Source organism: Shinella sp. 20P9.1.1, from assembly GCF_057798995.1.
The window spans coordinates 167,587-185,354 of record NZ_JBYOLC010000006.1 but is presented as its reverse complement, the minus strand read 5'-3'; the positions used below and the strand labels follow the sequence as shown (position 1 = coordinate 185,354).

16 protein-coding genes are annotated in these 17,768 nt (G+C 62.8%); 4 read left to right on the top strand and 12 right to left on the bottom strand.

The features are described 5' to 3' along the window. Positions 1 to 36: 36 nt before the first annotated feature. Positions 37 to 399, top strand: a complete 363-nt coding sequence (gene gcvH, locus AC27VQ_RS12825; RefSeq protein WP_488716546.1) for a glycine cleavage system protein GcvH — start codon at positions 37 to 39, stop codon at positions 397 to 399. Beyond that, on the top strand, positions 399 to 3,260 hold the full coding sequence (gcvP, locus tag AC27VQ_RS12820) for an aminomethyl-transferring glycine dehydrogenase (RefSeq protein ID WP_488716545.1): 2,862 nt from the start codon (positions 399 to 401) through the stop codon (positions 3,258 to 3,260). Before gcvH ends, gcvP begins: the two co-directional genes overlap by 1 nt. A gap of 70 nt (positions 3,261 to 3,330) precedes the next feature. Here the strand turns inward: gcvP and AC27VQ_RS12815 are convergent, their stop codons facing one another. The 10 genes from AC27VQ_RS12815 to AC27VQ_RS12770 form a co-directional block, all read right to left on the bottom strand. After that, positions 3,331 to 3,738 (bottom strand): response regulator, encoded by a 408-nt coding sequence (locus AC27VQ_RS12815; RefSeq protein ID WP_488716544.1) that lies wholly within the window; start codon positions 3,736 to 3,738, stop codon positions 3,331 to 3,333. Continuing rightward, a complete protein-coding gene (locus AC27VQ_RS12810; RefSeq protein WP_488716543.1) occupies positions 3,701 to 5,587 on the bottom strand; it encodes a sensor histidine kinase in 1,887 nt (628 codons plus the stop codon). Before AC27VQ_RS12810 ends, AC27VQ_RS12815 begins: the two co-directional genes overlap by 38 nt. Positions 5,588 to 5,702: 115 nt before the next feature. Further along, positions 5,703 to 6,092, bottom strand: a complete 390-nt coding sequence (sufA, locus tag AC27VQ_RS12805) for a Fe-S cluster assembly scaffold SufA (protein WP_314093892.1) — start codon at positions 6,090 to 6,092, stop codon at positions 5,703 to 5,705. Positions 6,093 to 6,229: 137 nt separating this feature from the next. Next, on the bottom strand, positions 6,230 to 6,610 hold the full coding sequence (locus tag AC27VQ_RS12800) for an SUF system Fe-S cluster assembly protein (RefSeq protein ID WP_313528205.1): 381 nt from the start codon (positions 6,608 to 6,610) through the stop codon (positions 6,230 to 6,232). A gap of 11 nt (positions 6,611 to 6,621) precedes the next feature. Continuing rightward, a complete protein-coding gene (locus AC27VQ_RS12795; protein WP_488716542.1) occupies positions 6,622 to 7,860 on the bottom strand; it encodes a cysteine desulfurase in 1,239 nt (412 codons plus the stop codon). Positions 7,861 to 7,875: 15 nt separating this feature from the next. Next, entirely contained in the window at positions 7,876 to 9,150 is a 1,275-nt protein-coding gene (gene sufD, locus AC27VQ_RS12790) for a Fe-S cluster assembly protein SufD (RefSeq protein WP_488716541.1), read from the bottom strand. 22 nt (positions 9,151 to 9,172) lie between these two features. Continuing rightward, positions 9,173 to 9,928 carry a Fe-S cluster assembly ATPase SufC gene (sufC, locus tag AC27VQ_RS12785; protein ID WP_313528199.1) on the bottom strand — a complete coding sequence of 252 codons (756 nt, stop codon included), beginning with the start codon at positions 9,926 to 9,928 and terminating at the stop codon, positions 9,173 to 9,175. A gap of 48 nt (positions 9,929 to 9,976) precedes the next feature. Continuing rightward, positions 9,977 to 10,138, bottom strand: coding sequence for a hypothetical protein (locus tag AC27VQ_RS12780; RefSeq protein WP_488716540.1), 162 nt, complete (start codon positions 10,136 to 10,138; stop codon positions 9,977 to 9,979). Positions 10,139 to 10,250: 112 nt separating this feature from the next. Continuing rightward, positions 10,251 to 11,720: a Fe-S cluster assembly protein SufB gene (gene sufB, locus AC27VQ_RS12775; RefSeq protein ID WP_313528195.1), complete on the bottom strand. Its 1,470-nt coding sequence runs from the start codon at positions 11,718 to 11,720 to the stop codon at positions 10,251 to 10,253. A 138-nt stretch (positions 11,721 to 11,858) separates the two neighbouring features. Further along, entirely contained in the window at positions 11,859 to 13,016 is a 1,158-nt protein-coding gene (locus AC27VQ_RS12770; RefSeq protein ID WP_488716539.1) for a cysteine desulfurase family protein, read from the bottom strand. A gap of 214 nt (positions 13,017 to 13,230) precedes the next feature. Between AC27VQ_RS12770 and AC27VQ_RS12765 the strand changes: the two genes are divergently transcribed. Beyond that, complete coding sequence (locus AC27VQ_RS12765; RefSeq protein WP_117366175.1) at positions 13,231 to 13,908, top strand: alpha/beta hydrolase; 678 nt, start codon at positions 13,231 to 13,233, stop codon at positions 13,906 to 13,908. A 63-nt stretch (positions 13,909 to 13,971) separates the two neighbouring features. On the opposite strand, the gene AC27VQ_RS12760 is transcribed toward AC27VQ_RS12765, so the two are convergent. Both AC27VQ_RS12760 and AC27VQ_RS12755 read right to left on the bottom strand, forming a co-directional pair. Then, complete coding sequence (locus tag AC27VQ_RS12760) at positions 13,972 to 15,150, bottom strand: GGDEF domain-containing protein (RefSeq protein ID WP_488716538.1); 1,179 nt, start codon at positions 15,148 to 15,150, stop codon at positions 13,972 to 13,974. A 91-nt stretch (positions 15,151 to 15,241) separates the two neighbouring features. Next, positions 15,242 to 16,378 (bottom strand): anhydro-N-acetylmuramic acid kinase, encoded by a 1,137-nt coding sequence (locus tag AC27VQ_RS12755; RefSeq protein WP_488716537.1) that lies wholly within the window; start codon positions 16,376 to 16,378, stop codon positions 15,242 to 15,244. A 90-nt stretch (positions 16,379 to 16,468) separates the two neighbouring features. Here AC27VQ_RS12755 and tyrS point away from each other — a divergent pair, with 90 nt between their 5' ends. Further along, a complete protein-coding gene (gene tyrS, locus AC27VQ_RS12750; protein WP_488716536.1) occupies positions 16,469 to 17,722 on the top strand; it encodes a tyrosine--tRNA ligase in 1,254 nt (417 codons plus the stop codon). Positions 17,723 to 17,768 lie beyond the last annotated feature (46 nt).

Below are 17,768 nucleotides of genomic sequence, written 5' to 3'. Positions count from 1 at the left end.
CCACCCAACCAAAATCATTCCGAGAGAGGAACAAACATGCTGAAATTCACCGAAGAACACGAGTGGCTGAAGATCGAAGGCGGCGTTGCGACCGTCGGCATCACGGTCCATGCGGCCGAACAGCTCGGCGATCTCGTCTTCGTCGAACTGCCCGAGGTCGGCGCGACCTTCGAAAAGGGTGGCGATGCGGCCACCGTTGAAAGCGTGAAGGCGGCCTCCGATGTCTATTGCCCGCTCGCCGGAGAAATCGTCGAAGTCAACGAGGCGATCACCGCCGATCCCTCCCTCGTCAACAGCGACCCGCAGGGCGCCGGCTGGTTCTTCAAGCTGAAGCTTGCCAATGTGGCCGATGCCGACGGCCTGATGGATGAAGCCGCCTACAAGGAGCTTGTCGGCTGATGTCTCTCCCCAAGGACTTTGCCTTTACCGATTACCAGCCCTACGACTTCGCCAACCGTCGCCATATCGGCCCCTCGCCGAAGGAGATGGAGGCGATGCTCAAGGTGATCGGCTATCCGAGCCTCGACGCGCTGATCGACGACACAGTGCCGAAATCGATCCGACAGGAAAAGCCGCTGGAATGGGGCGCGCCGATGACCGAGCGCGAGGCGCTAGACAAGCTGCGCGAGACCGCCGGCCGCAACAAGAAGCTCGTTTCGCTGATCGGCCAGGGTTATTACGGCACGATCACGCCGCCGGTCATCCAGCGCACCATCCTGGAAAATCCCGCCTGGTACACAGCCTATACGCCCTATCAGCCGGAAATTTCTCAGGGCCGCCTCGAAGCGCTGCTCAACTACCAGACCATGGTCTGCGACCTGACGGGCCTTGATGTTGCCAATGCCTCGCTGCTCGACGAGGCGACCGCCGCCGCCGAAGCGATGGCCATGGCCGAGCGCGTCTCGAAGTCCAAGGCCAAGACCTTCTTCGTCGACGAGAACTGCCACCCACAGACCATCGCGCTGCTCAAAACCCGTTCGGAACCGCTCGGCTGGAGCATCGTCGTCGGCGATCCCTTCACCGACCTCGACCCGGTCGACGTGTTCGGAGCGATCTTCCAGTATCCCGGCACCTACGGCCATGTGCGCGATTTCACCGGCCTGATCGCCCGCCTGCACCAGACCGGCGCGATTGCCGTCATCGCCGCCGATCCGCTGGCGCTCGCGCTCCTCAAGTCGCCCGGCGACATGAATGCGGATATCGCCATCGGCTGCACGCAGCGTTTCGGCGTGCCGGTCGGCTATGGCGGCCCGCATGCCGCCTACATGGCCGTCAAGGACGCCTACAAGCGCTCCATGCCCGGCCGTCTCGTCGGCGTCTCTATCGATGCGCGCGGCAACCGCGCCTATCGCCTGTCGCTGCAGACCCGCGAACAGCATATCCGCCGCGAAAAGGCGACGTCGAACATCTGCACCGCACAGGTGCTGCTCGCCGTCATGGCCTCGATGTATGCCGTCTTCCACGGTCCGCAGGGCCTGAAGGCCATTTCGCAGAGCGTGCACCAGAAGACCGTGCGCCTCGCCATGGGTCTTGAAAAGCTCGGTTACACGGTCGAGCCGGAAGTGTTCTTCGACACGATCACCGTTCACGTCGGCAAGCTGCAGGGCATCATCCTAAAGACGGCCGTCGCGGAAGAGGTCAATCTGCGCAAGATCGGCGACGACCGCATCGGCATCAGCCTCGACGAGCGCTCGCGCCCCGTCACGCTGGAAGCCGTCTGGCGTGCCTTCGGCGGCGATTTCGAGGTGGCAGAATTCGAGCCGGGCTACCGCCTGCCGGAAGACCTGCTGCGCACCAGCGAATACCTGACGCATCCGATCTTCCATATGAACCGCGCGGAAAGCGAGATGACACGCTACATCCGCCGTCTCTCCGACCGTGACCTCGCGCTCGACCGCTCGATGATCCCGCTCGGCTCCTGCACGATGAAGCTCAACGCCACGGCGGAAATGCTGCCGATCACCTGGCCGGAATTTTCGGAGATCCATCCCTTCGTTCCCGCCGACCAGGCGCAGGGCTACCGCTATCTCATCGAGGACCTGTCGCAGAAGCTCTGCGACATCACCGGCTACGACGCCCTCTCCATGCAGCCGAATTCCGGCGCGCAGGGCGAATATGCCGGCCTCCTGACGATCCGCGCCTACCACCTCGCCAATGGTGATACGCATCGCGACGTCTGCCTCATCCCGACCTCCGCGCATGGCACCAACCCGGCGTCGGCCCAGATGGTCGGCATGAAGGTCGTCGTCGTGAAGGTGTCGGACAATGGCGACATCGACATGGACGATTTCCGTGCGAAGGCCGAGAGCCATGCGGACAACCTGTCCTGCTGCATGATCACCTACCCGTCCACGCATGGCGTCTTCGAAGAGAACGTGCGCGAGGTCTGCGAGATCGTGCACAAGCACGGCGGCCAGGTCTATATGGACGGCGCCAACATGAACGCCATGGTGGGCCTTGCCCGTCCGGGCGATATCGGCGGCGACGTCAGCCACCTCAACCTGCACAAGACCTTCTGCATCCCGCATGGCGGCGGCGGTCCCGGCATGGGGCCGATCGGCGTCAAGGCGCATCTTGCACCCTTCCTGCCGACAAACCCGACGACAGGCGAAGCCGGCGCGGTCTCGGCCGCGCCCTTCGGTTCGGCCTCCATCCTGCCGATCTCCTGGAGCTACTGCCTGATGATGGGCGGTGCGGGCCTCACGCAGGCAACGAAGGTGGCGATCCTCAACGCCAACTACATCGCCGCCCGCCTGAAGGGCGCCTATGACGTGCTTTACAAATCCGCCAAGGGTCGCGTGGCGCATGAATGCATCATCGACACGCGCCCGCTGGTCGACAGCGCCGGCGTGACCGTCGACGACGTCGCCAAGCGGCTGATCGACAGTGGCTTCCACGCCCCGACCATGAGCTGGCCGGTCGCCGGCACGCTGATGATCGAGCCGACAGAATCGGAGACCAAGGCGGAGATAGACCGCTTCTGCGATGCGATGCTGGCGATCCGCGAGGAGGCTCGCGCCATCGAGGAAGGCCGGATGGACCGGGAGAACAACCCGCTCAAGAACGCCCCGCACACGGTGGAAGACCTCGTCGGCGAATGGGATCGCCCCTATTCGCGCGAACAGGCCTGCTACCCGCCGGGTGCCTTCCGGGTGGACAAATACTGGTCGCCGGTCAACCGCGTCGACAATGTCTATGGTGACCGCAACCTCGTCTGCTCCTGCCCGCCGCTCGAGGACTATGCAGACGCCGCCGAGTAAACACGGCACACAAACGATTGCCCCGGCCGATCCCATCGGCCGGGGCTTTTCATTTTCGGGCAGGGACTGGTTAGGGCGAAACGGCGACGTCCACCCAGAATCGGGTAAATCCTTCGGCGAAATCCCTGTAGCCGCTGAGCGTCGAGGGTTTCACCGCATAGGCGTTGGCGCCGTTCTCATAGGCGCGGTTGACATCAGCCGTATTCGACGACGACGACAGCATGATGACCGGCGTCACCGCCGTGCGGGCATCGCCGCGCAAACGCTTCAAAAGTTCCATGCCGTTGGTGCCGGGCATGTTGATGTCGAGCAGGATGTAGTCGAAGGCTTCCGCTGCGAGGCGATCGCTCGCCATGTCCGCGTCGGTCACATGGGTAATCTCGATGGTGCTGCCGGCATCGCTGAAGGCGCGCATCACGAAGCGCACATCCACCGGATCGTCATCGACGACGATCAGCTTCCTGGCCAGGCTTACCACGATCGCTCCCCCTTGATTTTATGGGTTGCGGAAACGTCACGATGAAGCGTGCGCCCGGACCATAGGTCGTGTCAAGCGCGATCACACCGTTGTGACTTTCGACGATGCGGCGCGCCAGCGCCAGGCCGACGCCCGTGCCCTGATAAACCGTTTCATCCCGGTGAAGCCGCTGAAAGACTTCGAAAATCCGCCCGACATGCTGCGGGTCGATACCGATACCGTCATCCTCCACAATGAAATCGACGGCCTCCTCGTTTTCCCGGCAGTAGACACGCACCACGGGTATTTCGCCGGGCCTGCGGTATTTCAGGGCATTGCCGATCAGGTTCTGCGCCAGGCGCTTCAGAAGCTCCTGATCGCCCATGATCTCCGGCAGCGCGGCGACATCGACCCTGCCGCCCGCTTCCTGCACATGGGTTTCGAGCAGCGCCAGCGCATCGCGCACCACATCCGAAAGGGCGACAGGCTTCGGCGTGGTGATGCGGTAGGCGATCTGCGAGAATTCGAGCAGGCTGTCGATGATGCGCCGCATGCGCGCGGCACTCTTGCGCACATGATCGGCGTAATGCGCCAATTCAGCATGCTCGCCGCGATGCAGGTCTTCGGAAATCATCTCGGCGAACATCGAGAGATGGCGCAGCGGCGCCTTCAGATCGTGGGATACGGTGGCGGTGAACTGGTCGAGCGCCTCGTTCTTGCGCCGCAATTCGTTAGTCTGGGCCTCCACCTGATGCTGCTGGCGCTTGGCCTCGGTTATGTCGCGGCCGACACTCACCACCTCGGCCACCCCATCATCATCGAAGATCGCCACGGCCGTCCAGAACATCCATTCTTCCTGCCCATCCGGCCCTTCGGTACAGACCTCGAGCGAGCGCACGGGGGCCTCCCGCGTATAATTCGCGATGTTGATCAGGTCGGCCGTCTGCTCCGGCGCGCAGGCAACGTCCGGCAGGTACCGGCCCAGAAGTTCGTCGGTCGTCGAGCCGACATGAGCGGCATATTTGTCATTGGCAAAGCGGATAGTCAGGTTCCTGTCGAAGCGCAGGATCATGTCGGGCAGGATCTGCAGCAACGAAAGATAGTCGCGGCGTTTCTCCTCCAGCGCCGCTTCCGCGCGCTTCAACTCCGATATGTCGACACGAAGCGCGACGATGTCGCCGGTTTCGGCGACGTGGCTCTCGCCGCGAATCCAGCGGTCCTTGCCGAATTCGAAGACGCTGCCGCCGCTGTCGGTGTTGCGGTGACTTTCCAGTCGCTCGCGCACCATGGCCTCGGCTTCGGGCGTGCCTTCGACAATGCCGGGAAACATGCCGGCACGGATGCTGGCGCGCGCAATGCTCTCCAGCGTCGCGCCGACGCGCACGGCATCGCGCGCCACGCCGGTACGTTCCTTGTAGGAGCGGTTGAACATGATCAGGCGCTCTTCCTGGTCGAAGATTGCAAATCCCTCGTTCATCGTGTCGAGCGCGGAGGCTATGCGCTGGCCAAGCAGGATCTGCTCGCCATGGCTACCGCCGCTCAACAGGCTGCGCAGAAGAAGCGCATAGCGGGCACGGCCCGTCTCGTCCGGAACGGGGATGACATGGGCGGTCGCCTCGAAGCGGGAGCCGTTGTCATGACGGAAGACAAAGGGATAGGCGTTTTCCCGACCGGTCGCCGCATGAAGGGCGAGCAATCCTGTTGCGTCAGGCCCGTCGATAACGGGCGAATCGGAGGGGATCTGGCCGTCCTTGCTCCAACCAAACGTGCGCGCGGCCGCATCGTTATACGACACGACATGCGCTGCGACATCGACGATGAGCACGGGAAACGGCAGGTTCTGGTAAAGTGCGGCGGCAAAGCCCATCATCGCGCGCCCTCCCCGTTGCGACACCACCGGTATCAGCACGCCGGCTGAGGGAGACTAGGCAAAACCATCTGCAAAGAAAAGGTGCAAGGATTTGCAGCCCCTGCATCCCCTGATGTCAGGCGCGCACCGTCGGCTGGCCGGCGGCGGCAAGGGCTGCGAGGTCGGCGGGCTTCAGCTCGACCGATTCGCCACAGCCGCAGGCGGACGTCTGGTTGGGGTTGTGGAAGGTGAAGCCGGAGCGCAGGGTCGTCACTTCGAAATCCATCTGCGTGCCGAGCAGATAGAGCACGGCCTCAGGCGCCACCCAGACGCGGGCGCCGTTCAGCTCGATCAGGTCGTCCTTGGCATTGGGTTCGGTCACGAGATCGATGGAATATTCCATCCCGGCGCAACCGCCCTTCTTGATGCCGACGCGAATGCCCTTGGCGTCGCCGCCGGCATTGTCGACGATCGCCTTGACGCGGCTGGCCGCCGCATCGGTAAGTGTCATCACTGCAAAGGCCATGGGCCGTATCTCCTTCGACCGGCCGGGTTCAAGGCCCGACGGTTTCCGAATCCAAATCTAGTGTTCCCTCGTTAAGGGATCAATACTCTGCTACCGCATGATCTTATCCGAAAAGTCTTCAACTTTTCGGTATCAAGCTAGTACCAGCCAACCGCGACCTGCGCCTCTTCCGACATACGGTCCGGCGTCCACGGCGGATCGAAGGTCATCCTGACCTCGACGCCGGACACGCCCTCGACGGCGCTCACGGCGTTTTCCACCCAGCCCGGCATCTCGCCGGCGACGGGGCAGCCGGGGGCCGTCAGCGTCATGTCGATCTTGACCATGCGGTCGTCTTCGATATCGATCTTGTAGATCAGGCCGAGTTCGAAGATGTCGGCCGGGATTTCCGGGTCATAGACCGTCTTCAGCGCGGAAATGACGTCGTCGGACAGGCGCGCCAACTCATCGGCCGGGATTGCCGAATGCACGATGCCTTCGCGGACATCCACCTTGTCTTGGGTTGCGTCGAGGGACATGATTCACCTCCTCAGGCAAAAAACTTGCGGGCGTGGTCGAGCGCATCGGCCAGGGCATCGACTTCGGCGCGCGTGTTATAGAGGCCGAACGATGCCCGGCATGTGGAGGTGACGCCGAAGCGTTTCAAGAGCGGCTGGGCACAATGGGTGCCGGCGCGCACCGCAACCCCTGCCCGGTCGATGACCATCGAGACGTCATGCGCATGGATGCCCTCCAGCTCGAAGGAGAAGATCGAGCCCTTGCCGGGCGCCGTGCCGAAAATCTTCAGCGAATTGATCGAGGACAGCCGCTCATGGGCATAGTCGCGCAGATCGGCCTCATGGGCCGAGATCGCGGCACGGCCGATCTTTTCCATGTAGTCGAGCGCATGGCCAAGGCCGATCGCCTGCACGATGGGCGGCGTACCGGCCTCGAAACGGTGCGGCGGATCGTTGTAGGTGACGACATCTTCCGTGACCTCGACGATCATCTCGCCGCCGCCCTGGAAGGGACGCATTTCCTTCAGGCGGTCCATCTTGCCGTAGAGCACGCCGATGCCCGAGGGGCCGTAGAGCTTGTGGCCGGTCATCACGTACCAGTCGCAATCGATGTCGCGCACGTCGACCGGCATGTGCACCGCGCCCTGCGAACCATCGACCAGAACCGGAATGCCGCGCTCGCGGGCGATGCGGCAGACTTCCTTGACCGGGACGATGGTACCGAGCGCATTCGACATATGCGTGATGGCGATGAGCTTGGTGCGCTCTGTGAGGCACTTCTCGAACTCTTCGATATGGAACGCGCCCGTCTCGTCCACCGGCGCCCAGACCAGCTTGGCGCCCTGCCGTTCGCGGATGAAATGCCACGGCACGATATTGGAGTGGTGCTCCATGATCGACAGCACGATCTCGTCGCCCTCGCCGATCTTGGGCATGCCGTAGCCATAAGCAACGGTGTTGATCGCCTCGGTCGAGGATTTCGTGAAGATGATCTCGTCGACCGAGGAGGCATTCAGAAAACGGCGCACCTTTTCGCGCGCCGCCTCATAGGCGTCGGTTGCCGCATTCGACAGGAAGTGCAGGCCGCGATGCACATTGGCATATTCGTTCGAATAGGCATGCGAGATCGCGTCGATCACCGACTGCGGCTTCTGTGCCGAGGCGCCATTGTCGAGATAGACCAGCGGCTTGCCATAGACCGTCTTCGACAGGATCGGGAAATCCTTGCGGATCGCCTCGACGTCATAGGCCTTTGCGGGAGCGTATTCCATCTCGTTCGTCCTTTATCAGGCGTGCTTTTCCAGCCAGGCGGCGATGACGCCTTCCAGCGCCTCGACCAACGGCTCGTCTTCAAGCTCCTCGACGATCTCGGCGACGAAGGCGTTGACCAGCATGGCGCGCGCCTTGTTTTCCGGGATGCCGCGGGCCATCAGATAGAAGAGCTGCACGTGGTCGATATCGATCACGGTCGCGCCATGGCCGCACTGCACGTCGTCGGCGAAGATTTCCAGCTCCGGCTTGGCGGAGAAGTCGGCTTCATCCGACAAGAGCAGCGTGTTGCACGACATCTTGGCGTCGGTCTTCTGGGCATCAGGGGCGACCCGGATCTGGCCCTGGAAGACGCCGCGGGCGCGATCGAAGATCACGTTGCGGATGACTTCCGTCGAGGTCGTGTTCGGCACGTCATGACCGACCGTAAAGGTCACGTCCGTATGCGTCTCGCCGCCGAGCAGGTTGATGCCGCGCAGCTTCAGGTCCGCGCCCTCGCCTGCCACCACGACGTGGACTTCCTGCCGCACGAGCTTGCCGCCGGCATTGATCACATAGAGGCGAAGCTTCGCGTCCGTGCCGAGCGTGATGCGGATCTGGCCCAGATGCGTATCGGCAGCACCCTGCGCCTGGAAGATGATCCAGGTGATCTCGGCGCCATCGCCCAGCGCGATATCGCTGATCGACGTCACGAACGCGGCGGTCTCGCCGGCGGCGACATGACGCTCGATGATCGTGCCCTTGGTGTTCGCGCCGAAGGTGGCCGGGAAACGCGTATGCGTCTGGCCGGCATTCTGCACCGTCTGGATTTCGAGCGGGGCTTCCAGCTCCGTGCCGGCAGGCACGTCGAGCACGAAACCGTCGCGCACGAAGGCGCCGTTGATGCGGCCGATCGCGTCGTCACGGTCGCGGGCGGCAAGGCCTTCGGCGGCGGTGCCATCGGCCAGCGCATCCTTGAAGGTGCGGACCGTCACGCCGCTTGCCGTTGAGCGCGCATCGGCCACGCCATTGACGACCGACAGAACCGACGATCCCTCGACCAGCGGGCTGGTCTTGGCGGCCGATGCGGCCGGATCGAAGGCGGGGACTGCGCGCAGCAACGCTTTGAGGTCCGTATAGTGCCAGGCTTCGACACGGCGCGTCGGCAGGCCGGCATCCTTGAAGTCGCTGATCAGCGTATCGCGCGCGGCAAGCACCGCACCGTCGCCCGGCAGCTCGCCGAGGGCGTGGTCATAGGCTTCGCACAGCGCGGTCTCTGCGACCGAGAGCTTCATGCCTGTTTGCATGTTCATGAGATTACTCCTTCACGATGCCTCAGGCAGCAGCACCGATGATGTCCGCATAGCCGTTCGCTTCCAGCTCGTGCGCCAGCGTCTTGTCGCCGGACTTGATGACCTGGCCCTTATAGAGGACGTGGACCGTATCCGGCACGATGTAGTCGAGCAGGCGCTGGTAATGGGTGATGACGATGACGGCGCGGTCGGGCGAACGCAGCGCATTGACGCCATCGGCGACGATCTTCAGCGCGTCGATGTCGAGACCGGAATCGGTTTCGTCGAGCACGCACAGCTTCGGCTCGAGCAGCGACATCTGCAGGATTTCCGCGCGCTTCTTCTCACCGCCGGAGAAACCGACGTTCAGCGGACGGCGCAGCATTTCCGGCGCGATCTTCAGTTCGGCAGCGGCTTCCTTGACGCGGCGCATGAAGTCCGGCGTCGTGAGTTCCGCTTCGCCGCGCGCCTTGCGCTGCTCGTTCATCGCGACCTTCAGGAACTGCATCGTGGCGACGCCCGGAATTTCGACCGGATACTGGAAGGCGAGGAAAATGCCCTTGGCGGCGCGCTCGGCCGGGTCGAGTTCCAGAATGCTCTCGCCGTTATAGAGGATATCACCCTCGGTGACTTCGTAGTCCTCGCGGCCGGACAGGATGTAGGAGAGCGTCGACTTGCCGGAGCCGTTCGGGCCCATGATGGCAGCGACCTCGCCGGCCTTCACGGTGAGGTTCAGGCCGCGGATGATCTCGGTGCCGTCTTCGGCGATGCGAGCGTGCAGATTCTTGATTTCGAGCATGGTGTCTTGGTCCTGCGTTCAGAGCGTCCAAACGCTCTCATCTTCGTTTCAGAAGCCGAGGAAGAAATGGACCAACGGAAGCATCATGGCGGCAAAGCCGCCGAGGCTGAGCCCCACCGCCGTGCGTATCGCCACGTTTCGAACGTTGGGCGCATACGCTGCCAGTCCACCGCAAACCACGGCATAATATGTCAGATTGACCGGATCCATGTCGTCTCTCCCGATGAGAACCGCACCGTCTGATATAACGGATCACGCGGGGAACTTCATCGAGAAGCAATCCGGCCACCCGGCGGAAACCGCCGGGGCATGCATCACTCGATCAGCCGACCGAACCTTCCAGCGAGATACCGATCAGCTTCTGCGCCTCGACGGCGAACTCCATCGGCAGCTCCTGGATGACTTCCTTGACGAAGCCGTTGACGATCAGGGCGATTGCCGCTTCGGTCGGGATGCCGCGCTGCAGGCAGTAGAACAGCTGGTCTTCCGATATCTTGGAGGTGGTCGCCTCGTGCTCGAACTGGGCCGTCGCGTTCTTCGCCTCGATATAGGGCACGGTATGCGCGCCGCACTTGTCGCCGATCAAAAGCGAGTCGCACTGCGTGAAGTTGCGCGCGTTCTCCGCCTTGCGGTGGGCCGAAACCTGGCCGCGATAGGTATTGTTGGAGAAGCCGGCCGAAATACCCTTCGAGACGATGCGGCTCGACGTGTTCTTGCCGAGATGGATCATCTTGGTGCCGCTGTCGATCTGCTGATGGCCGTTGGAAACGGCGATCGAGTAGAACTCGCCGCGCGAACCATCACCGCGCAGGATGCAGGACGGGTACTTCCAGGTGATCGCGGAGCCGGTTTCGACCTGCGTCCATGAGATCTTGGAGTTCTTGCCCCGGCAATCGCCGCGCTTGGTGACGAAGTTGTAGATGCCGCCCTTGCCGTCCTTGTCGCCCGGATACCAGTTCTGGACCGTCGAATACTTGATCTCGGCGTCATCTAGCGCAACCAGCTCGACGACGGCAGCATGCAGCTGGTTTTCGTCGCGCTGCGGCGCGGTGCAGCCTTCGAGATAGGAGACGTAGGCGCCGTCTTCGGCGATGATCAGCGTGCGCTCGAACTGGCCGGTGTTCTTCTCGTTGATGCGGAAGTAGGTCGACAGCTCCATCGGGCAGCGAACGCCCTTCGGCACGAAGACGAACGAACCGTCGGTGAAGACAGCGGAATTCAGCGTGGCGTAATAGTTGTCGGTCGTCGGAACGACGGTGCCGAGGTACTGCTTCACCAGGTCGGGATGTTCGCGGATGGCTTCCGAGATCGACATGAAGATCACGCCGGCCTTCTTCAGCTCTTCCTTGAAGGTCGTGACGACGGAAACAGAATCGAACACGGCGTCGACGGCGATCTTCGAGGTCTGCACGCCCGCCAGGATTTCCTGCTCGCGCAGCGGAATGCCAAGCTTCTCGTACATCTTCAGAAGCTCGGGATCGACTTCGTCAATGGACTTCGGGCCGCTCTGGTTCTTCGGAGCCGCATAATAGTAGAGGTCGTTGAAGTCGATCTTCGGATAATCGACGCGCGCCCAGGTCGGCTCCTCAAGCGTCAGCCAGCGGCGGTAAGCCTCAAGGCGCCACTCAAGCATCCATTCGGGTTCGCTTTTCTTGGCCGAGATGAAACGAATGATCTCCTCGGAAAGACCCTTCGGGGCCTTCTCCATCTCGATATTCGTCTCGAAGCCGTATTTGTACTGGTCGACGTCAATCTGACGGACCTGATCAATCGTTTCCTGCACCGCAGGCATATCGTTCTCCAATCTTGCCGGATCCAAGGTCCGGCAGTTTGTCAACGTGTGGCGGGTCTTCCGCCGGTTATGTAAGCGCCAAAGGGGACTTTTCCCACCTTTTGGCAAGCGAAAACTTGCGTTTTCGCCAGATTTGCCTCAGGCGGCGCGCCGGCGCGACACAACGCGCGCGAAGGCAGCCAGAAACCGATCCACATCCGCCTCAGTCGAGCCCGACCCGAGCGAGACGCGAAGCCCGCCGAGCGCGGCATCAAACCCCATCGCGGTGAGCACATGGCTCTGGCCGACCTTGCCGGACGAGCAGGCCGAGCCGGCCGACAGCGCGATACCCTCGAGATCGAAGGCGATCTGGCCGGTTTCGGACTTCAGGCCCGGCAGGCTGAAGAAGCACGTATTGGCGACACGCTCGACATCCGCGCCGTGGATGATCACGTCATTGGTCGCCAGCCGCATGCCGTTTTCAAGACCATCGCGCAGGCCGGCGATGCGGGCATTGCGTTCGGCAAGATCGGTGACAGCGCCGCGGGCGGCCGCGGCAAAGCCGGCAAGCGCAGCCGGGTTCTCCGTACCGGAGCGATGGCCCTTCTCCTGCCCGCCGCCGCGGATCAGGGATACCGGCATAAGAACCTCGCCGCGCGAGACGAGCGCCCCAGCGCCCTTGGGGCCGCCGAGTTTGTGCGAGGAGATGATCAGGAAATCCGCGTCGAGCGCCCCGATATCGACGGCCATGCGGCCCACGGCCTGCACCGCATCGACGACGAGAAGTCCGCCATTGCGGCGAACGATCTCGGCGACTGCCTTCACCGGCTGGACGATGCCCGTCTCGTTGTTGGCGAGCATGACGGCGACCATCGGCAGGCCCTTGGCCTTGTCGTGGCTTTTCAGAAGACCTTCCAGCGCATCGAGATCGACGACACCGGCGTGGGTCACCGGAACGGTCGTGACGTTCTCGCGCGCGAACCGTCCGCCCTCGCGGATCGCCGGATGCTCGATCTCGGAAACATAGAGATGACCAATGGCAAGCGGCGTGCGGCCCATGCGATAGTCAGGCGTCAGCACAAGGTTCGCCGCCTCGGTGGCACCGCTGGTGAAGATGACATGGGCCGGCGCGGCATTGACGAGTGCTGCTACATCCCGGCGCGCGGCCTCGACCAGCATGCGCAGCGCCCGGCCCTCGCCATGCACGGAAGACGGGTTTCCAACCATATCGAGTGCGGACACAACGGCGTCGCGCGCCACCGGCAGCAGGGGTGCCGTGGCGTTCCAGTCCAGATATGTCCGCTCCGTTTTGGTCATTCTTCATCCGTGCCCGCGCAATCAAGTTCAATGCGACGTGCATTTTCCTTGAAATTTCCGTCGGGCTTGCCTTATGACACCAAACTCACGGCGCCAACCGGGCGCCCATACAGTTTCGAATGGTTCTAAACTAGGTTCTAGAAAAGCTGACTGCTTTCGTCAAGACTTCAGTTGACAAGAATCCGTTTTCGGACCCGAGCTTGCCGGAGTAAGAATGCCCGAAATCATCTTCAACGGACCCGCCGGTCGCCTTGAAGGCCGTTACCAGCCGTCCAAGCAGAAGAACGCCCCGATCGCCATCGTGCTGCACCCGCATCCGCAGTTCGGCGGCACGATGAACAACCAGATCGTCTACCAGCTCTTCTACATGTTCCAGAAGCGCGGCTTCACGACGCTGCGCTTCAATTTCCGCGGCATCGGCCGCAGCCAGGGCGAATTCGACCATGGCGCGGGCGAACTGTCGGACGCGGCCTCCGCGCTCGACTGGGTGCAGAGCCTGCATCCGGATTCCAAGAGCTGCTGGGTCGCCGGCTATTCCTTCGGCGCCTGGATCGGCATGCAGCTTCTGATGCGCCGCCCCGAGATCGAAGGCTTCATGTCGATTGCGCCGCAGCCGAACATCTATGACTTCTCGTTCCTCGCCCCCTGCCCGTCCTCCGGCCTCATCATCAACGGCGACTCGGACAAGGTAGCGCCGGAGAAGGACGTCAACGGTCTCGTCGAAAAGCTGAAGACCCAGAAGGGCATCCTGATCACGCACAAGACCGTGCCGGGCGCCAATCACTTCTTCAACGGCCAGACGGAAACGCTGATGGCGGAATGCGAGGACTATCTCGACCGTCGCCTGGCCGGCGAACTGACGCCGGAACCGGCCGCCAAGCGCATCCGCTGACCGGCCAAAAGCATAAGCGAAACAAAAGCCCGATGGTTCCGCCATCGGGCTTTTTCTTTGAAATCAATTCGCCTGCTTGAAGACTTCCAGCACGACAGCCGGCGGCTCAGCCTCGCGCACGCAATCGCGCCCGGCATTCTTGGCGGCATAGAGCGCATCGTCGGCGCGGCGCATGGCGAAACGCAGCGGCTCGTTCGGGCCGATTTCCGCAACACCGAAGCTCGCGGTGACGCGAACAGCCGGCGGCAGGCCGGGAACCGGCGAGACGGAGCGCGTCGCCCGCAACGCATGAGCAAACAGCAGCGCCGCCTCCTTGCCGGTGCGAGGCAGGAAGAGCACGAATTCCTCGCCGCCGATGCGGGCGACGAGCGCGCCTTCGGGGGCTGCGGCCTTCAGCATCTCGCCAAAGGCACGAATCGCGGCATCGCCACCCTGGTGACCGTAGGTATCGTTGACCGATTTGAAGCGGTCCAGGTCGCAGATCACGATGCTGTGCGGCCCGGATTGCGCCATCAACGCATCGACGCGATTGTCGAAACCGCGACGGTTGAGCAGGCCGGAAAGCGGATCGACCTCGGCGTTGACCTTCTCGTCGGCAACGATTTCCAGGACGAGCACGCACAGCAGCATCAACCCGACGGCAACGATGAGCACGGCGCCCATGCTCTGGGAGACGAGTGCAAACGGGCTGCCGAGATAGTCCTTCGCCGTCGCGCCCGCACCGGCAAATACGGCGGCAAAGCCTTTCAGGATGAAATGCAGGCTGGTGGCGACCAGCAACGCGACAAGCGCCCGGTCCACGAAGGACTTCACCGGCGCCCGCCACGTGGCCCAGGCGCTCATGCCGAGCGCTATCGCAAAGGGGGTCTGGTAGGGGAGCGCATGCTGTAGGGTTCCGCGCGGCAAATCATAGATGAAACAGCCAAGCGCCACGAAGCCGAGATAGATGCCGGCGAGAGCCGTGCGATTTGTCCTCAGGCTGTAGAGATGGCCGATACCGATGCGCAACATGAACATGCCCGCGAGCATCGAGGCGAAGGCGAGGATCGCCCAGAGCCTCACCGGCGGGACATAAGCGATGAGGAATTCGAAGATCGCAGACAGCGAGGCGACCGCAAAACTGCCGGCGAACCAGCGGGCGGCAATGCGATTGCGGCTACGGGTGGAGACCGCCAGGAAGAACATGAAGAAACATTGGGCGATGAGGAAATTCACCGCCAGCAGGAAGCCTGCGCCACTCATTGGCCACCTTACGCATGACACCAAAACCATTCCGTGCATCGCGCCCCGGAATGATCGCTGGCCATGCTAGGGAACGGCAGGAAAAATTGCGTTAACCGGCCATAGCAGATTTCCGCAGCAGCCCGCCCGTTACCGGTGCCTTGACGCCGGTGGTTCCCGGAAACGTCAGCGGCAGGCCGCGCAGGGAGCGCACGGCCAGATAGGCCCAGGCCTCCGCTTCCATGCTGTCCCCATTGAGATCGACGGCTTCGGCAGCCACGACCTCGGCCCCCTCGATCTGCGCAAGCGCCGCAAGGTCGTCCATAATGACCCGGTTGAGCCGACCTCCTCCGCAGACGACATAGAGTTTTGGTCTCTCCGGCAGATGGCGGGCCGAGCGCAGGATCGCGGCGGCCGTGACATGCGCCAGCGTGCGTGCACCATCCTCCAGGCTCGCATCGCTGCCTTGCGGCGGGCGAAAATCGTTGCGATCGAGCGAGCGGCGCACCGGATCGGTGAAGAAGGCGTGGCCCAGATAGCGCGCGGCGAGATCGGCATCGACCTGTCCTTCCGAGGCGATCATGCCGCCCTGGTCATAGGGAACTCCGGCATGGGCCTCGACCCATTGGTCGATCAGCGTGTTGCCCGGCCCGCTGTCGAACGCGACGATTCGGTCGCCGCCGCTGCCAATGAAAGTAAGGTTGGAGATGCCGCCGATATTGACGAAGACCACGGCCTTGCCGCTCGCGTTGGAGAGGCCGGCGGCGAGGGCGGCGTGGTAGGCGGGAATGAGCGGCGCGCCCTGCCCGCCATGCACCATGTCGTTGGCGCGCATGTCATAGACCACGTCGATGCCGGTCTCGTCGGCCAGCAGGCCGCCATCGCCCAGTTGCACCGTCAAGGCATCATTCGGCCGGTGCAGCACGGTCTGGCCATGGAAACCGATGACGTCGATGTCGGCGGCCTTCAGCTTGTTTTCCGCCAGCAACGCACGCACGGCCTCGGCGTGACGCAGGGTCAATTCCCGTTCGATCTCGGCGAGATCGCCGGGCCGCTCCGTTCGGTCGCTGATCGCTTTGGCGGTTTCCAGCGCGCCTTGCAGTCGGCGGCGGAAGGCCACGTCATAGGAACGCCCGAGAGACGGGCCGCGCTCCACGATGGCCTCGCCATCCGTGCGAAGCAGCGCCACGTCGATACCGTCGAGGCTCGTACCGCTCATCAGACCGATCGCCGTTCGCATTCCCATCATCCCATTCGCTCCAGACTCACTTTTGAAGTGATAATGCCCATTAAAGGTGATAAATGCCCGCCCGAAACAATCCCACCAGAGAGACAGGCCATGTCCGAATTCAAATCCGATTTCCTTAGCACGCTCAAAGAGCGCGGCTTCATCCACCAGATTTCCGATGAAACCGGCCTCGACGACCTCCTGGCCAAGGAAACCGTGACGGCCTATATCGGCTTCGATCCGACGGCGCCCAGTCTCCATGCCGGCGGGCTCATCCAGATCATGCTGCTGCACTGGTTTCAGAAGACCGGCCACCGCCCGGTCTCGCTGATGGGCGGCGGCACGGGCATGGTCGGCGACCCCTCGTTCAAGGACGAGGCGCGCCAGTTGATGACGCCGCAGACGATCAACGACAACATTGCCAGCATCAAGAAGGTTTTCGCCAACTACCTGACCTATGGCGAGGGTCCGAAGGACGCGCTGATGATCAACAATGCCGACTGGCTGCTCGGCATCAACTACCTGGAATTCCTGCGCGATGTCGGCCGTCACTTCTCGGTCAACCGCATGCTGTCCTTCGACAGCGTGAAGACGCGCCTCGACCGCGAGCAGTCGCTGTCCTTCCTCGAATTCAACTACATGATCCTGCAGGCCTACGACTTCGTCGAACTCAACAAACGCTACGACGTGCGTCTGCAGATGGGCGGCTCCGACCAGTGGGGCAATATCATCAACGGCATCGACCTCGGCCACCGCATGGGCACGCCGCAGCTGTATGCGCTGACCTCGCCGCTCTTGACCACCTCGTCCGGCGCCAAGATGGGCAAGTCGGTCAACGGCGCCGTCTGGCTCAACCCGGACATGCTCTCGGCCTATGACTTCTGGCAGTACTGGCGCAACACGGAAGATGCCGACGTCTCGCGCTTCCTGAAGCTCTACACGACGCTGCCGATGGATGAGGTTGCACGCCTCTCCTCGCTTGGCGGTTCGGAGATCAACGAGGTCAAGAAGATCCTCGCCACGGAAGTCACCGCCATGCTGCACGGCCGCGAGAATGCCGAACAGGCTGCGGAAACCGCGCGCAAGACTTTCGAGGAAGGCGCGATTGCCGAAAACCTGCCGTCGGTCGACGTTGCCACGAGCGAGCTCGACGCCGGCATCGGCCTGCTCTCGCTGATCGTCAAGGCCGGCCTCGCCGCTTCCAACGGCGAAGCCCGCCGCCACGTGCAGGGCGGTGCCGTGCGCATCAACGATACCGCGATCTCCGACGAGCGCCGGATGATCGGCACGGCGGATGTTTCGGCTGACGGCGTCATCAAGCTGTCGCTCGGCAAGAAGAAGCATATCCTCGTGCGCCCGGCGTGAGCCGCGCGAAAACGCTGACGATCAAGGCCGCCTCCGGGCGGCCTTT